Raw genomic sequence first — 16371 nt, forward strand, 5'->3', positions numbered from 1 at the left:
ATTTTGAGTGATGGCTAAAATACGCCGCGTTACACGATAATCTTCTGGCTCATCTGCTTGCCAACCCCGAAAACGCGCTTGTAGCGTTCAATTTCTTCTCGTGATCCCATAGCTTTATTGGGATTGTCGGAGAGCTTGACGGTTGGTTTGCCGTTTGCAGAAATGGCTTTACAGACCAGTGAGAACGGCGCCAAGGCATCATCTGGCACGAGCCCGCGGAAGTCGTTGGTGAGCATAGTTCCCCAACCAAAACTACACCGAACGCGGCCATGGAACTTGCGCTGGAGGTGGGCAATCATGTCTTCGTCCAACCCATCAGAGAAGATGACGCGCTTTTGTGTTGGATCTTCACCGCAGGCTTTCCACCATTTGATTGCTGCTTCTGCGCCTTTGACTGGGTCACCGCTGTCGATGCGGATGCCTGTCCAGGAGGACAGCCAGTTCGGAGCACGTTTCAGGAAGCCTTCGGTCCCAAACGTGTCTGGCAAGATAATGCGCAGGTTGCCGTCGTGCTCTTCCTGCCAGTCATTCAGCACCTGATACGGTGCGTCGGCCAGTTCCTCGTCACTTTCTGCCAGAGCGGAATAGACCATAGGCAGTTCGTGCGCGTTGGTGCCGATTGCTTCCACTTCGCGGCGCATTGCGATCAGGCAGTTGGATGTGCCGACAAACTTCTTGCCGAGGCCTTCCATCATGGCCTGCACGCACCAATCCTGCCACAGATAGGAGTGGCGGCGGCGGGTGCCGAAGTCTGCCAGTGACAGGTCTTCAACCTTGCGCAGGCATTCGACTTTTTCCCAGAGTTTGGTCATGGCGCGGGCATACAGGACCTGCAACTCAAACCGGCCCATGTTTTTGAGCACCGCGCGGGAGCGTAGTTCCATCAGCACGGCAAGAGCCGGAACTTCCCAGAGCATCACGGCAGGCCAGTCGCCTTCAAAGGTGAGCTCGTACTGGTCGTCTTTGACTTCCAGATGATAGGGCGGCAGGCGCAGGTTTTCGAACCATTCAAGGAACTCGGCGCGGAACATGGACCGCTTGCCGTAGAACATATTGCCGCGCAGCCATGTGCTTTCCCCGCGAGACAGGGAGAGCGTGCGGATGTGGTCCAGCTGGTCGCGGAGTTCCTTTTCATCAATGAGCTTTGCCAGTGGAATGTGCTGTGCTCTGTTGATGAGGCTGAAGGTGACCTGCGTGTTCGGCTTTTTCAGAAAGACCGACTGCGCCATGAGCAGCTTGTAGAAGTCGGTGTCGATCAGGGAACGAACAATCGGATCGATTTTCCAATTGTGGTTATAAACGCGGGAGGCAATATCAATCATTGTGCAACCATCTCGCCAGAGAATTTGACGCCGTGGCTTTGCATCTCATTCAAAGCCTCTTTCAGGGATCCGTTCAGGTCAATCGCTCTGCAGGCATCCAGGTGTACAATCACGTTGAACCCCAGCTTTGCCGCATCCACAGCTGAGAACCGGACGCAGAAATCTGTCGCCAGACCAACCATGTGTAGCGTATCGACCCCGCGCTCACGCAGGTAAGCCGACAGGCCTGTTGGGGTAGTGTGGTCGTTCTCGAAGAACGCGGAGTAGCTGTCGATGTGCGGGCGGAAGCCTTTGCGCAGGATAAGGTCCGCGCTGTCGGTCTTCAGGTCTTTGTGAAAGGCTGCGCCGTTTGTGCCCTGCACGCAATGGTTTGGCCAGAGAACCTGCGGGCCATAAGGCATATCGGTCATATCATAATGCTGCTTGGCATCGTGATTGTCCGCAAAGGATTTATGATGCTGCGGGTGCCAGTCTTGCGTCAACACTTTGACGGCAAAGTCGTTTTGCAGCTCATTGACCAAGGGGACGATCTGCTCACCGTGCTTCACAGCCAGAGCTCCGCCCGAACAGAAATCGTTCTGAATATCAATCATAATCAGAGCTTCGTTTGCCGGTCGTGTCATGGTTGCTTCCTGTTCGCGATGAGTAGTCCTGTATGAGTTTCGCAGAGCAAAATGCGAGGACGTTTAGATACACCGAAGTGGCCAGCGCGAAATATTGCGATAATCTCCGCCAAACTCAAGCAAAATATGCGGGATTAATCCGCAACCAGAGGTAAAATCTATAATTTAGGCAATGTGTGTCTTGGGCGCCTTACTCCAAGGCCATCTTTGTGCACAAGTCACTGCGAACACAGCGTCCGGTTACTGCTTCCAGAAGGCAAACTGAAAGCCAACAACGAGCTGACGCAACCCGATTGCTGCTCCGGCGATGATAGAGAGCATGACAACAGGTGCGCTGACTGCGAGTGTTGAGAAGGCTGATATGCCCTGCCCGATGGTACAGCCCAGAGCAATCACGCCGCCAGTGCCCATCAGAAAACCACCAAGGATCTGGCGTCTTAGTTCGCGTGGGTCGTCACAGGCTTCCCATCTGAAATGGCCTTTGATGAGTGAGCCAAGGAATGCTCCACTGAGGACGCCGAAGACTGAGCCTACGGCGAAAGACAGACCACCCCCAGATGCGGTCATGAGATACATGAGGGTATCGCCCACCGGGACTGTGAAGGAGTGACTGGCCACTGCAACTTCTTCAAAGCTTTCTTCAAAGAGATAGCTGGTTGCAACCCAGCCGAGGAGGATCGCAAGAGCAACAGTCAATGAAGCGATAATGGCCTTTGGACTTTGGCGGAACTCTTTGTTGCTGACAGCGAAAAGGCCAATTGCTCCGGCAATGACCAGCGCAATTGTCAGTTCGGAAAGCTCCAGCCGTTGGGCAAGAGCGTGCGCGATGCCTGTTGAGCTTGCCTCCGAGAGTTCGGTCGGGAACAGGAACACACGCAGATAGGCTGTTGGTCCGCCCACGGCCATGGCCGCTGAAATGGCGATCACCAGAGAGAGCACGAAGTACCGCATATCTCCGCCGCCCAAGCGTGCCAAAGCGCCAAAACCGCAGGAGCCAGCCATGGCCATGCCATAGCCAAACATCAGGCCACCGACGATGCAGGCGAGCGGGTTCCAGCTTTGGGTGAGATAGATGGTTTGGTCCAGCGCGATCAGACCAAGATCCGCCAGCAGAAACGTCGATGCGATGGAGATGGCAATGGCGAAGGCCCACATGCGCATGCGCAGCCATTCTTTGCCATAAAGGGCGTCTTCAATCGCGCCAAGTGTGCAGAAGCGGCCAAGACGTGCAGCAAGACCAAGCAAAACACCACCCGCAAGGCCTGCGAATGCCGCCAGAATATCCTCGGACATTTGATCCCTCCCAAGACCAAAACGCCGGAGCTTAAATATTACTTATCGCTGTTTTCTTCGGTGCAGAACAACTCGAAAATCAGGTCCAGAACCCGAGCTGCGCGTTCATCCTTGAGGCTGTAATAGACTGCCTTGCCGTCCCTTCGGCAATTTACCAGACCATCCAGGCGCAAACGTGCAAGTTGCTGACTGACCGCAGACTGACGAGACGACAGAAGCTGCTCCAGCTCTGTTACAGACTTTTCGCCCGTAACGAGATGACACAGGATCATCAATCGGCCTTCGTGTGTCAATGCTTTCAGGAAATCAGTTGCATCCTTGGCATGGCCGACCATGCGCTCGATGTCTTCTTCTTTCATCCCACGTTCAATCATGGGTATAGCCATTAAACCAAATCCTGCAGACCAGTCGGAACGGAATGGCAAGGTCAGCTAAAGTTGAATAAATTAAAGCTGACCTTGCAGCACACCTTTGAAGTGGTGGCATACGCTGAATGCAATCATTTTTCAACCATTGCACGGCGATTACCTTTTAGAAGTCCAGCAAATCCGAGATTTCCTCTAGGCCACTTTGGGCACACTCCTCATCAACTTTTGGAGAGGGCGCACCGGAGACACCAATTCCACCAACAATAGCGCCTGCAGATTCGACTGGGAGGCCACCACCCAGTGCCACAGCACCCGGGATGTCGCGCAGACCTGCCGACAGATTGCCTGCCTTGATCTCCTGTTGAATTTCCAGTGTAGATCCGCGGAAACTGACAGCCGTCCATGCTTTTCCGCGGGCTGTGTCGACTGTATGAACGCCAGCATAACGATCCCGAATTGCCGCTTGTGTCTGGCCGAAGCGGTCAACGACAACAGCAGAGATCTGATAGCCGCCTTCGCGGCAAGCTTCCATGGTGGCGACGGCAAGCTTCATGGCGATTTCCGGCTTCAATGACTTGAAGCTGACAAAGGCGGATTCATCTTCGGCCTGCGCAACGCTGAAGCCTGCGGACATTGCGAGCAATGCCGCCCCTGTGATGAATGATTTCATGGAGTTCTCCCAACTGAATTATGCCCCGGACTGGCCGGGAAAGATGAATTTCTTTTCAATATTGTTATTGAGCAGACTGAAGCATCTGGTTCAGGGCGGGGTAGAAGAAGTCTTCTCCCGGGTAACCTTCAATCCGCTGGACTTCGGCGCCGTCAATTAAAAGGATAAAGGTTGGCGTAAACCGCGCCTTTCCTTTCAGGGTCACGTCTTTGGGAATCGGATCATCAATATCCATCCGCATCAAAGGGGCTTTTTGCCCCTCCTCTGTTTTGCCGTAGGCGCCACCAATTTCCTCTTCCCAGCGTTCACACCAAGGACAGATTTCGTCCTCGACCATGAGCAATTTCATGGTCGAACCAGCCGCTTGAGCGCTGCTGAAAAGTAGGGCGAAAATGACAAATGAGATCCAACCAAAATTGCTCATGATATCCACGATTGACATTTTAAAATCTATGATATCTAAATATTCTAATAATAGAATGTGTTTTTAGCAAGTGCCCATATGTATCCAGATCTAACTATCATTGCGGCGGGGAGCGCGGGGTTACTCTCGTTCCTATCGCCTTGTATTTTACCAATTGTGCCGTTCTACCTTTGCTACATTGCAGGCATTGGAATGAACGAGCTTTCCGGTGACGGGGTGACCCCTGCCATCCAGCGACGTGTTGTTTTTACGTCGTTTTTCTTTGCTGCCGGTATTCTCACAATCTTTGTCGGCCTTGGTGCAACAGCAACGGTCTTCGGCCAGTTGCTGCGAGACTGGTTTGATGTGCTGCGCTACATGGCTGCTGCTGTCATCTTTATTCTTGGCCTGCATTTTGTTGGCATCATCCGGCTCAATCTGCTGCTGAGAGAAGCCCGGCTCGACAGCTCTTCGGCCCCGGCTGGAATCATTGGCGCTTACTTTGTGGGACTGGCTTTTGCCTTTGGCTGGACGCCCTGTGTTGGTCCGGTTCTGGCAACTATTTTGTTCACGGCTGGTGCCAGTGATGATGTTTCTCAGGGCATGTTGCTGCTGTTTGCGTATGGGGTTGGCATGACGTTGCCGTTCATTCTGGCAGCTGTTTTTTCAAAGCCATTCCTGAGTTTCATGGGCCGTTTTCGGAAGTACCTTGGTGCCATCGAAAAAGGCATGGGCGTTCTTTTGATTATTTTTGCGGTGTTGATTGGGACGAACACCGTTTCCTGGATTGCAGAGCAAATGATTGAGTATGCGCCAGGATTGACATCTTTAAGCTGAGGCGTTTCCGCGTCCTGAAACCATAGAGGGGTTCTTGGAAGCGGTGCGTTATGGGAGGGATCGATGCTTAAAAAATTAATGCTTGCTGCAGCGATGATTTTCGCCAGCATGACACTGAGCTTTGCTGAGGTTGGAGAGGACGGTCTCCACAAACAGCCATGGCTTCGCCTTACCTTCAAAGACCTTAGAGAGGACCTTGCCGCTGCCAATGAAGAAGGCAAACGCATGGTCATTCTCTTTGAGCAACGCGGCTGCATTTACTGTTCGCGCTTGCATAAGAATGTCTTCAGCGACCCGGAGGTTCGCAAATTCATTGAAGACAACTACTTCGTGGTTCAGATGAACCTGTTTGGCGATGAAGAGGTGACGGACTTCGACGGGGAAGTTCAAACCGAGAAGAACATCGCACGTCGCTGGGGCGTTGTGTTCACGCCCACCTTCCTGTTCCTGCCTGAAGAGGTTGGGACTGGCAAGACAGCAGGGACTGCCTCTGTGCAGACCATGCCTGGTTCATTTGGAAAATGGACCACCCTCAATATGCTCCGCTGGGTCAAACAGAAGGGCTATGAGGGCGAAGAACATTTTCAAAAATTTCATGCACGTGAATTTTTGAAACAAAAAGCAGCCTCAGAATAGCGTTTTCACTCAATTACTTAGACTAAGGTCGATATATTAACATATTCAATTATGTGAATTTTAAGTTGAGTGTTTCTACGTATCTGAGTAGCATAAAAATATTGAATCGCTGTAATTGGGAGGGAGCAATGAAGGCGATTGCCAAAACTATAGCGGCTGCAACGCTGCTAATTTCAGGAAGTGCCGTTGCCGGAGTTGTTGCTCCAGGTGACGTTCAATTTGTCGAGGCAGCAGTGCCGGTGTCTTTGACCGGTGCAGTTGGTGACCCAGCCAAAGGACGGGAATGGTTCGCCAATCGGAAACTGGGAAACTGCCTTGCCTGTCACGCGAATGATGATCTTGCTGAAGAGCAGTTCCACGGAGAGATAGGTCCGTACCTTGAGGGTATCGGAGACACTTATACCGAAGCGGAATTGCGGGCGATTGTTGTGAACTCGAAGGAAGTCTTCGGGGAAGCGACCATTATGCCTGCCTTCTACAAGAGCGAAGGTTTGAACCGCGTGGCAAAGAAGTTTGCGGGAAAGACCATTCTTTCAGCAGAGCAAGTTGAAGACATCGTCGCTTATCTGGCGACTTTGAAAGAATAGGCGCGTTTGCCTTGAGCGTGCTGCGTTGCTGACCAGTTCCGCATCACGCTCAGAATTATTGCTTAAGCGTATTTTCCCAAAGAGTGCTCAGCGCCTGTTGGGGAGATACGCTCCAAGGAGGATTTTTAATGACTGTTACCAGACGTGAAGCGCTTGGTTTGGCAGTGGGAGGCGCAGCCGCTCTGACGACACTGCGTTTTACCGCGCCGGCGTTTGCAGCAGGCAATGCTGTTGAAGATGCAATTGTGGAGTTCACTGGCGGCGCAAAGCCGGGAAGCGGTGACATTACCATTGGTGCGCCAGAGATTGCTGAAAACGGGAATACTGTTCCGATTGAAGTGTCTGCGCCGGGTGCAGCCTCCATCATGCTGCTTGCAGCAGGCAACCCGAGCCCAGGTGTTGCGACATTCCATTTCAGCGCTCTTTCCGGTGCTCAGGAAGCCAAGACCCGTATTCGCCTTGCGAAAACGCAGGACATTGTCGCCATTGCAAAGATGCCGGACGGGTCCGCCATCATGACAAAGCGTAGTGTCAAGGTCACCATCGGTGGCTGTGGCGGTTAATCAGAAAAGGCATTGAGAAACACATGGCAAAGGTAAAACCACGCGTCAAAGTGCCTAAAAAGGCAAGCGTAAACGAGGTCGTGACCATCAAGACACTGATCTCGCATCCGATGGAATCTGGTCAGCGCAAGGACAAGAAAACCGGCGAGACCATTCCACGCAAGATCATCAATAAGTTTGCTGCCAGCTTTAATGGCGAGCCCGTGTTCATGGCAGATATTGAACCTTCTGTTTCGGCAAATCCTTACATCGAGTTTCAGATGCGGATTCCAGAGTCTGGAGCGGTTCGGTTTGAATGGACCGATGATGACGGCTCGGTCTACGACATGGAAAAGAAAATCACGGTCGCCTAGGCAGCCATTCTTTGGGAGGAGAAGGGTATGAAAAGGACGGTTTCAATACTCGCTGGGGGGCTTCTTTTCGGCGCACTTAGCACTGCTGCGCTTGCTGATGACGGACGCGAACTTGTCATCGACGGCGAAACAATTGCAACCACTGCTGTTCCGGCGGATGACCATCCACTGGACGAGCTGATTTCAGGTTGGCGTTTCCGCTCTGCTGAAACTCAGGCGCTGCAAATGGATGATTTCGAGAATCCAGCGTTTGTGGCCATTGAATATGCAGAGGAACTTTGGGAAACGCCCGCCGGAAAATCCAATCAGTCCTGCGCGGATTGTCATGGAGATGCGGATAACTTTACCGGTTTGCGGACCAAGTTGCCGCGCTGGAATGACGAGATGGGCAAGCCTGCCACCATGGAAATGCTGATCAATGCGTCCATCGAGACACATCAGGGAGCAGAGCCGTGGAAATGGGAGAGCGCCGAGATGCTGGCCATGACGGCTCTGATCGGTTTGCAATCCCGTGGCATGCCGGTTGCCATGAAGACTGACGGGCCGATTGCGGACTGGGTCAAGAAGGGTGAAGAGCTTTACTACACCCGTGTTGGCCTGCTGAATATGGCCTGTGCCAACTGCCACGAAGACAATTACGGCAACATGATCCGTGCTGACCATTTGAGTCAGGGGCAGATCAACGGGTTCCCGGTGTATCGTCTGAAGTGGGGCGGACTTGGGTCCATTCATCGCCGGTTTAAAGGCTGTATGGATCAGGTGCGGGCTGAGCCTTACAAGCGCGGAAGTGATGAGTTCATTGCTCTGGAAGCTTATGTAACATCTCGCGGGATGGGACTTTCAGTCGAGACCCCATCTGTTCGTAACTAGGTGCATTCCACTTGATTGAGAAATCAAGTGATAAGAATTCGCTCATGCTAAATAGTGATTTTGGAGGTTGCTCACTTATAGCAACCTCCTGATCTAAAACAATTTTCGAAATTCTAATAACCTACGGAGGGTGCGGAGATGATCTCGCGCCGTGATTTCTTGCAGGCTGGTGTCGCTGCAGCCGCTATTTTTGGGGCTGGGAATTTTCCAGTGCTGGCCGCACGCCAGTCCCTGACACAGAACCAACTTCTAGACTTCAAAACCACCGGCAATGTGACCATCATCCACTTTACGGATTGTCATGCGCAGGTGAAGCCTGTCTGGTTCCGTGAGCCCTCCGTGAATATTGGCGTGGGTGCCCAAAAGGGATTGCTACCACACATCACCGGTCAGGATTTGCTGAGCGCGTTCAACTACCAGACTGGTACGCCGGAAGCCTATGCCCTCACCTCTGAGGATTTTGTCTCGCTGGCCCGCAGTTACGGTAAGATGGGCGGGCTGGACCGGGTGTCGACCATTGTGAAGTCGATTAGGGCAGAACGTCCTGATGCGCTGTTCCTTGATGGCGGTGATACGTGGCACGGGTCCATGACTGCGCTGCGCACTGAAGGTCAGGACATGGTCAACCTGATGAACGCGCTCAAACCGGATGCCATGACCTCCCACTGGGAGTTCACCTACGGCATTGATCGCGTCAACGAGATCGTCGAGGAGCTGCCCTTCCCGTTTTTGGGAGCCAACATCTTTGACAATGAGTGGGACGAACCGGCGTTCGAGCCCTACAAGATTTTCGAGCGCGGCGGGGCCAAGATTGCTGTGATCGGTCAGGCCTTCCCGTATATGCCGATTGCCAATCCGGGTTGGATGTTCCCGAACCTGTCCTTCGGCATTCGTGAAGCGCGTATTCAGGAGATGGTTGCGGAAGTGAAGCAGGAAGGCGCTGATGTTGTTGTGCTGCTCAGCCACAACGGCTTTGATGTGGACCGCAAGGTTGCGCAGCAGGTTTCCGGCATTGACGTGATCCTGAGCGGCCATACCCATGATGCGGTGCCGGAGCCGGTGAAGGTTGGCGAGACCATGATCATCGCGTCTGGTTCTAACGGTAAGTTTGTGTCCCGTCTGGATCTGGACGTGGACAAGAACGGCATCAAAGACTTCACCTACAAGCTGATCCCAGTCTTTTCTGATGTGATCGCACCAGACCCTGAGATGGCGGCTCTGATTGATCAAGAACGCGCGCCGTTCAAGGAGGAGCTGGAAGAAGTCATCGGCACAACCGACAGCCTGCTTTATCGCCGGGGCAACTTTAACGGCACGTGGGATGACCTTATCTGTCAGGCGCTGATTGAGGAGCGGGAAGCGGACATTGCGTTGTCTCCGGGCTTCCGCTGGGGGCCCTCCCTGCTGCCGGGTGACAACATCACCCGCGAAGACATCCACAACGCCACCAGCATGACCTACCCGAATGCCTATCGCTCAGAGATGACCGGTCAGTACCTGCATGAAATTCTGGAGGATGTGGCCGACAACCTGTTCAACCCGGACCCGTACTACCAGCAGGGTGGCGACATGGTTCGTGTGGGCGGCATGGGCTACTCCATCGACGTTTCCAAGCCGGTGGGTGAGCGCGTTTCCAACATGACGCTGCTGAAGAGCGGCGAGACCATTGATCCTGCCAGGACCTATGTGGTTTCGGGCTGGGCCTCTGTTGGTGAGGACACCGAAGGGCCTGAGATCTGGCAGGTGGTTGAAGATTACATTAGCCGCAAAGGCACCATCACAATGGACCCCAATTCTACCGTTCGCGTCACAGGCGTGTGAGGCGAACCCTTACTGATTTTGAGATGACGAGTAATTGACATGAGTGAAAGACTAAAGTCACCTACCCGCCGAAACCTCCTGAAAGGCGGGGCCTTGCTGAGTGGAGCTGCCTTGACTGGCGCTGCGCTTCCGGCAAGGGCGAATGACCCTGCCATCACCAATCTGCAGCCATGGATGCAGGAGCTGGGAGACGGTGTTGATGCCATGCCTTATGGCGTGCCCTCGCAATATGAGGCGCATGTGAAACGGCGCACTGTGGAATGGCTGACGGCTGACCGCGTAAGTTCGATCAATTTTACCCCATTGCATGAACTGGACGGCATCATCACGCCGAACGGCCTGTGCTTTGAACGGCACCATGGCGGGGCTGCTCATATTGACCCTTCCCAGCATCGTTTGATGATCAACGGTCTGGTGGACAAAGAGCTTGTGTTCACCATGGAGGACATCCTGCGCTTCCCACGGGAGAACCGGATCTACTTTCTGGAATGTGCTGCTAACTCCGGCATGGAATGGCGCGGGGCGCAGCTCAACGGCTGTCAGTTCACCCATGGCATGATCCATAACGTGATGTACACCGGCGTTCCACTGCGGTTGCTGCTGGAAGAAGCTGGGTTGAAGACCAACGCCAAGTGGTTGATGCCGGAAGGCGCTGATGCCTCCGCCATGACCCGCTCCATTCCTTTGCAAAAGGCTTTGGATGACTGCCTTGTTGCCTTTAAGATGAACGGTGAAGCGCTGCGTCCCGAACAAGGCTATCCGCTGCGACTGGTGGTTCCGGGCTGGGAAGGCAACATGTGGATCAAGTGGCTGCGCCGCATCGAGGTGGGCGATGAGCCGTGGCACCACAGGGAAGAGACCTCCAAATACACTGACCTGATGGAAAACGGGAAGGCGCGTCGCTTTACCTGGGAAATGGACTGTAAGTCCATCATCACCAATCCAAGCCCTCAGGCCCCTATTTTGCACAAGAGCGGTCATACGGTCCTGACTGGTCTGGCATGGTCTGGTCGCGGCACCATTCCGCGCGTGGACATCACGTTGGACGGCGGCAAGAACTGGCATGCTGCCCGAATGGATGGCCTGAGCTTCGACAAGTCCATGCATCGCTTCTATTTCGAGTTTGACTGGGATGGAAAGCCGCTGCTGCTGCAATCGCGTGCGCATGATTCCACGGGCTACATCCAGCCAACGAAAAACGAGCTTCGCGCTGTACGCGGCGAAAACTCCATCTACCACAACAACGGAATCCACACCTGGTACGTTGGCGAAAATGGTGAGGCGGAAAATGTTGAAATTTCTTAGTGTTCTTGCGATTGGAACGCTGCTGCTCACCAGCGCGGCGACAGCCGGTTCTTTCAATATTGGCCGCGCAGCCACCCCTGCTGAAGTGGCCGCATGGAATATTGATGTACGCCCTGATGGACAAGGATTGCCTGCCGGACGCGGAAACGTGGAGCAAGGCGAAGAGATTTTTGCCGAGCGCTGCGCCGTGTGCCACGGAGACTTCGCCGAGGGTGTTGATCGCTGGCCGGTTCTTTCCGGCGGGGACGGTACACTGACATCCGATCGTCCGGTTAAGACCATCGGCTCTTACTGGCCGTATCTCTCAACCGTGTTTGACTATGTGAACCGTGCTATGCCGTTTGGCGAGGCTCAGTCTTTGAAGCCAGATGAAGTCTACGCCATCACGGCCTTCCTGCTTTACGCCAACGATCTTGTTGAGGATGACTTTGAGCTGAGCCAGGAGAACTTCACCTCTGTTCGCCTGCCAAATGAAGACGGCTTTTACATGGATGATCGCGAAGAGTCGCCGGTCTTCAAGAAACGCGATATCTGCATGAAAGACTGCAAAGCGGACGTGAAGATCACCGCACGGGCTCAGGTTTTGGATGTGACACCGGAAGAGACGAAAGCAGCTGAGGAAGCAGCAGCTGCAACTGAAGCTCCAAAGGCTGAAGACGTTGCTTCTGCAGAACCGGCACCAGTTGCAGAGCCTGCTCCGGAGCCCGTTGCTCTTGATGATGCACTCATCAAGAAGGGCGCCAAGGTTTTCAAAAAATGTAAGGCCTGCCATCAGGTTGGCGAAAAAGCCAAGAACAAGGTTGGCCCGATCCTAAACGATATCATCGGTCAGCAGGCCGCTGTGGTTTCCGGCTTCAAATACTCCAAGGCCTTGAAAAAGCTCAATGGCGACGGCCTTGTCTGGTCTGACGAAAATCTGGATGTTTTCCTGACCAAGCCGAAAAAGTTTGTGAAGGGCACCAAAATGACATTCGCTGGTTTGAAGAAGGAAAAAGACCGCGTTGCGCTCATCGAATTCCTGAAGAGCCACTCCCAATGAGAGCACTGATACCTGCCCTCGTCCTCACACTTGGCTTTCTGTCAGGGGCAACTTCGGTTGCCTCTGCTCAGGATATTGCGCGCGGCGAACGCCTGTTTAATGCTTGTTTGCGATGCCACGATGTTGGCAAGGATGCCAAGAACCGCATTGGCCCTCACCTGAATGGCGTGTTTGACCGGAAGGCTGCAACGATTGAAGGCGCGACATACTCAAAGGCCATGAAGCGTGCTGGCGCTGATGGCCTGCGCTGGACAATCGACACGCTGAACATCTACATTCAAAACCCTAAAAACCTCGTCTCCGGTACCCGCATGAACTACCGGGGTATGAGAAAGGAGAAGGATCGCTCTGATCTGCTCGCTTATCTACGCCAGTTTTCCGTGAGCCCTGCCAACATTCCAGAGGCCTCTGCCAGCCTTTTGCAGCAGGATGCTCCAAGTCTTCACGAAGAAACTTATCTGGATGGAGATGCTGAGTATGGCGAATATCTTTCTGGCGAATGTACCAGTTGCCATCAATCCAGCGGAGCGGACAAAGGGATCCCTTCCATCACGGGCTGGTCGCAACCAGACTTTGTGATTGCGCTGCGGGCCTACAAAAAGGGACATAGACCTCATCCCGTCATGCAGATGATCGCCAAACGGCTCTCGGAGGAGGAGATTGCTGCGCTGGCGGCTTATTTTAAAGAATTGCATTAGAGCGGGGCCTTTTTGACTGGCTTTGCTCAAATAATTGTTTTCACGCGTATTCCTATCAAAACCGGAGATACTTCCGGGCATACGCTTTAGGGGAGGAATTGACATATGAGACTGAACCGACGTCGTTTTTTAGGGACTGCAGCTGCAAGCGCGGCGCTCTTGTCCTCTCCTATCGCCCTTGGGCAAAAGCGGCCCCGTGTGGTCATCATTGGCGGCGGTGCTGGCGGGGCGACGGCTGCCCGTTACATTGCCAAGGATTCTGATGGTGCGATTGAGGTGATCCTCATTGAACCCTCTCGCACTTACTACACCTGCTTCTTCTCCAATCTGGCCATTGGCGGTTTTCAACCCATGTCCAAGCTGGCACACTCCTACGGCACGTTGGCCAGTGAGTATGGCGTAACCGTCGTGCATGACTGGGCCTCTGCCGTGGACCGCGAGAAAAAGGTGGTTCGGCTCGCAGGCGGCGATGCCATCTCCTATGATCGCCTTGTCCTGTCTCCGGGCATCGACTTTGTAAAAGGAGCGATTGAAGGCTGGGATGTGACTGCCCAGACCAAGATGCCTCACGCCTATAAAGCTGGTACACAGACCCAACTGCTGAAGGCGCAGGTTGAGGCCATGCCGGAAGGTGGCACCTTTGCCATGGTCGCTCCGCCCAACCCGTACCGCTGTCCTCCCGGCCCTTATGAGCGCGTCTCCATGGTTGCTCATGTGCTGAAACAGCGAAACCCGACTGCCAAGATCCTCATTCTTGATCCAAAGGAGAAATTCTCCAAGCAAGGCCTGTTCATGGAAGGCTGGGAGAACCACTACACAGGTATGGTGGACTGGCTGACCGACGAGTTTACCGGAGGTGTTCAGCGTGTTGACCCGAACACCATGGAAATTGTGCTGGAAGACGAGACCATCAAAGCGGATGTCTGCAACGTGATCCCGGCGATGCAAGCTGGCAGTATTGCACATCAGGCAGGCCTGACCAACGAGGCGGGTTGGTGTCCGATCGTTCCGGCAACACTGCAAAGCCAGATGGATGAAAACATTCATGTGCTTGGTGATGCGACCCAGAACGGTGATATGCCCAAGTCCGGCTATTCTGCCAACAGCCAGGCCAAAGCTGCCGCCATGGCGATCCGTCACGCCCTCACCGGCTCCCGCGCGTTCAAACCACGGTTCTCCAACACTTGTTGGTCGCTGATCTCACCAGACAACGGCGTGAAGGTTGGCGCAAGCTATGTGGCCACGGATGAGAAGATCGCCAAAGTGGATGGCTTCATCTCCCAAAACAACGAGGACGACGCCCTGCGCAAGCAAACCTTTGAGGAAAGCCTCGGCTGGTACGCTGGCATGACTGCGGACATGTTTGGGTAATGGGGCAGAGCCACATGGGGCGCTCTGGATGGGGCGCCTCGTTGGTGTTTGGATGTGTAAGGGTACGGGAAGACTGATTGTTCAGTCCGCCTGCCTGATCTAATTTCTCAGCACCGATTTGCGTGCTGAACCACCAATCTCGCCCCATTCGCCTCTGCCGGGTTTTGAAGCGTGAACTCACCATCACATCAGGTTCCACCAACTGGCATACCCCTAGACGGTCAACGCTATCCTGATCAGGTGGTTCACGGAGAGGTCGAAAGCATCGGCTGGGGCATTTCTCAATCCGATGGCAGCACAGGCTCCGACCTGCTCCCTAACATCAACCCGACCTTCGAGTGGATACGCCTCGCCCAACGCATCCCGGTCCGCATCAAAATCGCAGACATCCCCAAAGACATCCTCCTCCGCGTCGGCACCACCGTATCCGTCCTGGTCCTAACCAACACCGCCGCCGACAAAACCACCCCGGCTGAACCCCCAGCACCGCTATTGTTTCAGTAAAGCAAGTTACTCCCCCTCTATCCCCTTGTTCATTTCAAAGAGATCTTTGAGGCTCATTGGGACACGAGGGGATATCTTTTCTCTCACCCCTTACAGCAATTAAAGCCTGTGTGACTCCTGTGCATATTTTTCTTCGCAACCAGTGCAAAGTCCCTTAGGTCAGGATATGCTCACTTTCACCATATCACCAACTTAGCAGCGCGGTCTCAGTGCAAATAACGCTAACAAACGCACATAAGAACGCAAAGCTATTCCGACTGCGCTCCAATCCCAAAACACTATCTATAGCAACAGCTGCGAGCGCCACTACTTATTCGCTATTGAGGTCAAAGCCGCCCCTCTCGCGGCACACTCCCCTTCTCATTGAGATGCACGGAGGGCAGCAGCGCTTGTCTCATAACAGCACCGCAAGGCTATGCGTTTCAATTCCTTGAAGTCGTTGCTTTGGTTTCGCTGAGGTAAACTGGAGGCTGTATATTCAGGGAGTATTCTTCGGTCAGGTAGCATTGCAATCCAGGTGATTGCCGACCACTCAGAGCTCATCACTCTGCTTTTCCTGCCTGCGCTCTAGCATGCATTAGAACGCAAAAAGCCCCCATGCTTTATGCATTGGGGGCTTTTTGTCTGATATGTTGTTCTGTTTTATTTTGTAGAGATTTGTCGGTGTGTATTATTCATGCCCGGCGGCGCCCTACTCTCCCGCGTCTTAAGACGAAGTACCATTGGCGCAGGGGCGTTTCACTTCCGAGTTCGGGATGGGATCGGGTGGGGGCGCCCCGCCATAGCCACCGGGCAGGAATAAGTCACACTGACTTATGAACTGGTCTGCGATGGCGCTTTTTAAGGCGCCAATGTTGTTATCCAAGTTTTAGCTTTGTTTTGTTAGCGACAAATCTACGTGTTTGTCGATTATGATTATAGCTTAATGGGAGTGATCAAGATCAATCGAGCTATTAGTAAGGCTCAGCTTCGAGAGTTACCCCTCTTCCACATGCCTCCTATCAACGTGGTGGTCTTCCACGGCTCTCAAGGGATATCTAGTTTTGAGGTTGGTTTCCCGCTTAGATGCCTTCAGCGGTTATCCATTCCGAACATAGCTACCCTGCAA

General features: G+C 53.5%; 18 protein-coding genes and 2 rRNA genes. 12 read left to right on the forward strand and 8 right to left on the reverse strand.

Features of this window, described 5'->3' with window-relative positions; genetic code table 11:
• Positions 1-29: 29 nt before the first annotated feature.
• From pncB to DHN43_RS05550, 6 genes are all read right to left on the reverse strand, one after another.
• Positions 30-1322, reverse strand: coding sequence for a nicotinate phosphoribosyltransferase (pncB, locus tag DHN43_RS05525; RefSeq protein WP_063287079.1), 1293 nt, complete (start codon positions 1320-1322; stop codon positions 30-32).
• Entirely contained in the window at positions 1319-1945 is a 627-nt protein-coding gene (pncA, locus tag DHN43_RS05530) for a bifunctional nicotinamidase/pyrazinamidase (protein WP_063302534.1), read from the reverse strand. Before pncA ends, pncB begins: the two co-directional genes overlap by 4 nt.
• 240 nt (positions 1946-2185) lie before the next feature.
• Complete coding sequence (locus DHN43_RS05535; protein WP_108817958.1) at positions 2186-3238, reverse strand: YeeE/YedE family protein; 1053 nt, start codon at positions 3236-3238, stop codon at positions 2186-2188.
• A 38-nt stretch (positions 3239-3276) separates the two neighbouring features.
• Entirely contained in the window at positions 3277-3624 is a 348-nt protein-coding gene (locus tag DHN43_RS05540; protein WP_063287076.1) for an ArsR/SmtB family transcription factor, read from the reverse strand.
• Positions 3625-3769: 145 nt separating this feature from the next.
• The gene (locus DHN43_RS05545) at positions 3770-4276 is read right to left on the reverse strand and encodes a GlcG/HbpS family heme-binding protein (protein WP_063287075.1); all 507 of its coding nucleotides are present in this window, start codon (positions 4274-4276) and stop codon (positions 3770-3772) included.
• 64 nt (positions 4277-4340) lie between these two features.
• Positions 4341-4718, reverse strand: coding sequence for a thioredoxin family protein (locus DHN43_RS05550; protein WP_244271727.1), 378 nt, complete (start codon positions 4716-4718; stop codon positions 4341-4343).
• A 60-nt stretch (positions 4719-4778) separates the two neighbouring features.
• Between DHN43_RS05550 and DHN43_RS05555 the strand changes: the two genes are divergently transcribed.
• The 12 genes from DHN43_RS05555 (at position 4779) to DHN43_RS05610 (ending at position 15263) form a co-directional block, all read left to right on the forward strand.
• Entirely contained in the window at positions 4779-5516 is a 738-nt protein-coding gene (locus tag DHN43_RS05555; RefSeq protein WP_063287074.1) for a cytochrome c biogenesis CcdA family protein, read from the forward strand.
• Between the two features lie 63 nt (positions 5517-5579).
• Positions 5580-6152 carry a SoxW family protein gene (locus DHN43_RS05560; RefSeq protein WP_063287073.1) on the forward strand — a complete coding sequence of 191 codons (573 nt, stop codon included), beginning with the start codon at positions 5580-5582 and terminating at the stop codon, positions 6150-6152.
• A gap of 128 nt (positions 6153-6280) precedes the next feature.
• Positions 6281-6739: a sulfur oxidation c-type cytochrome SoxX gene (soxX, locus tag DHN43_RS05565; RefSeq protein WP_057463823.1), complete on the forward strand. Its 459-nt coding sequence runs from the start codon at positions 6281-6283 to the stop codon at positions 6737-6739.
• A gap of 128 nt (positions 6740-6867) precedes the next feature.
• Positions 6868-7302, forward strand: a complete 435-nt coding sequence (soxY, locus tag DHN43_RS05570; protein ID WP_063287072.1) for a thiosulfate oxidation carrier protein SoxY — start codon at positions 6868-6870, stop codon at positions 7300-7302.
• Positions 7303-7325: 23 nt separating this feature from the next.
• Entirely contained in the window at positions 7326-7655 is a 330-nt protein-coding gene (soxZ, locus tag DHN43_RS05575; RefSeq protein ID WP_057463825.1) for a thiosulfate oxidation carrier complex protein SoxZ, read from the forward strand.
• Between the two features lie 27 nt (positions 7656-7682).
• Entirely contained in the window at positions 7683-8525 is an 843-nt protein-coding gene (gene soxA / locus DHN43_RS05580; RefSeq protein WP_108817959.1) for a sulfur oxidation c-type cytochrome SoxA, read from the forward strand.
• Between the two features lie 138 nt (positions 8526-8663).
• Complete coding sequence (soxB, locus tag DHN43_RS05585) at positions 8664-10346, forward strand: thiosulfohydrolase SoxB (RefSeq protein ID WP_108817960.1); 1683 nt, start codon at positions 8664-8666, stop codon at positions 10344-10346.
• 39 nt (positions 10347-10385) lie between these two features.
• Positions 10386-11651: a sulfite dehydrogenase gene (gene soxC / locus DHN43_RS05590; protein ID WP_108817961.1), complete on the forward strand. Its 1266-nt coding sequence runs from the start codon at positions 10386-10388 to the stop codon at positions 11649-11651.
• Complete coding sequence (locus DHN43_RS05595) at positions 11635-12690, forward strand: c-type cytochrome (protein ID WP_108817962.1); 1056 nt, start codon at positions 11635-11637, stop codon at positions 12688-12690. Before soxC ends, DHN43_RS05595 begins: the two co-directional genes overlap by 17 nt.
• Positions 12687-13388 carry a c-type cytochrome gene (locus DHN43_RS05600; protein ID WP_063306479.1) on the forward strand — a complete coding sequence of 234 codons (702 nt, stop codon included), beginning with the start codon at positions 12687-12689 and terminating at the stop codon, positions 13386-13388. The genes DHN43_RS05595 and DHN43_RS05600 overlap by 4 nt, the downstream gene beginning before the upstream one ends.
• A gap of 105 nt (positions 13389-13493) precedes the next feature.
• Positions 13494-14759 (forward strand): NAD(P)/FAD-dependent oxidoreductase, encoded by a 1266-nt coding sequence (locus tag DHN43_RS05605; protein WP_108817963.1) that lies wholly within the window; start codon positions 13494-13496, stop codon positions 14757-14759.
• A gap of 171 nt (positions 14760-14930) precedes the next feature.
• On the forward strand, positions 14931-15263 hold the full coding sequence (locus DHN43_RS05610; RefSeq protein WP_208994866.1) for an HlyD family secretion protein: 333 nt from the start codon (positions 14931-14933) through the stop codon (positions 15261-15263).
• Positions 15264-15941: 678 nt separating this feature from the next.
• Here DHN43_RS05610 and rrf read toward each other — a convergent pair.
• Positions 15942-16056 (reverse strand): 5S ribosomal RNA (gene rrf / locus DHN43_RS05615).
• 139 nt (positions 16057-16195) lie between these two features.
• Positions 16196-16371 (reverse strand): 23S ribosomal RNA (locus DHN43_RS05620); the annotation flags it as partial.

The sequence above is a fragment of the Pseudovibrio sp. Alg231-02 genome (genome assembly GCF_900143565.1).
Lineage (GTDB): Bacteria > Pseudomonadota > Alphaproteobacteria > Rhizobiales > Stappiaceae > Pseudovibrio.

Coding starts and splice junctions, on each gene's coding strand:
- pncB (WP_063287079.1), bottom strand. CDS start 1,322: ATGATTGATATTGCCTCCCGCGTTTATAACCACAATTGGAAAATCGAT.
- pncA (WP_063302534.1), bottom strand. CDS start 1,945: ATGACACGACCGGCAAACGAAGCTCTGATTATGATTGATATTCAGAAC.
- DHN43_RS05535 (WP_108817958.1), bottom strand. CDS start 3,238: ATGTCCGAGGATATTCTGGCGGCATTCGCAGGCCTTGCGGGTGGTGTT.
- DHN43_RS05540 (WP_063287076.1), bottom strand. CDS start 3,624: ATGGCTATACCCATGATTGAACGTGGGATGAAAGAAGAAGACATCGAG.
- DHN43_RS05545 (WP_063287075.1), bottom strand. CDS start 4,276: ATGAAATCATTCATCACAGGGGCGGCATTGCTCGCAATGTCCGCAGGC.
- DHN43_RS05550 (WP_244271727.1), bottom strand. CDS start 4,718: ATGTCAATCGTGGATATCATGAGCAATTTTGGTTGGATCTCATTTGTC.
- DHN43_RS05555 (WP_063287074.1), top strand. CDS start 4,779: ATGTATCCAGATCTAACTATCATTGCGGCGGGGAGCGCGGGGTTACTC.
- DHN43_RS05560 (WP_063287073.1), top strand. CDS start 5,580: ATGCTTAAAAAATTAATGCTTGCTGCAGCGATGATTTTCGCCAGCATG.
- soxX (WP_057463823.1), top strand. CDS start 6,281: ATGAAGGCGATTGCCAAAACTATAGCGGCTGCAACGCTGCTAATTTCA.
- soxY (WP_063287072.1), top strand. CDS start 6,868: ATGACTGTTACCAGACGTGAAGCGCTTGGTTTGGCAGTGGGAGGCGCA.
- soxZ (WP_057463825.1), top strand. CDS start 7,326: ATGGCAAAGGTAAAACCACGCGTCAAAGTGCCTAAAAAGGCAAGCGTA.
- soxA (WP_108817959.1), top strand. CDS start 7,683: ATGAAAAGGACGGTTTCAATACTCGCTGGGGGGCTTCTTTTCGGCGCA.
- soxB (WP_108817960.1), top strand. CDS start 8,664: ATGATCTCGCGCCGTGATTTCTTGCAGGCTGGTGTCGCTGCAGCCGCT.
- soxC (WP_108817961.1), top strand. CDS start 10,386: ATGAGTGAAAGACTAAAGTCACCTACCCGCCGAAACCTCCTGAAAGGC.
- DHN43_RS05595 (WP_108817962.1), top strand. CDS start 11,635: ATGTTGAAATTTCTTAGTGTTCTTGCGATTGGAACGCTGCTGCTCACC.
- DHN43_RS05600 (WP_063306479.1), top strand. CDS start 12,687: ATGAGAGCACTGATACCTGCCCTCGTCCTCACACTTGGCTTTCTGTCA.
- DHN43_RS05605 (WP_108817963.1), top strand. CDS start 13,494: ATGAGACTGAACCGACGTCGTTTTTTAGGGACTGCAGCTGCAAGCGCG.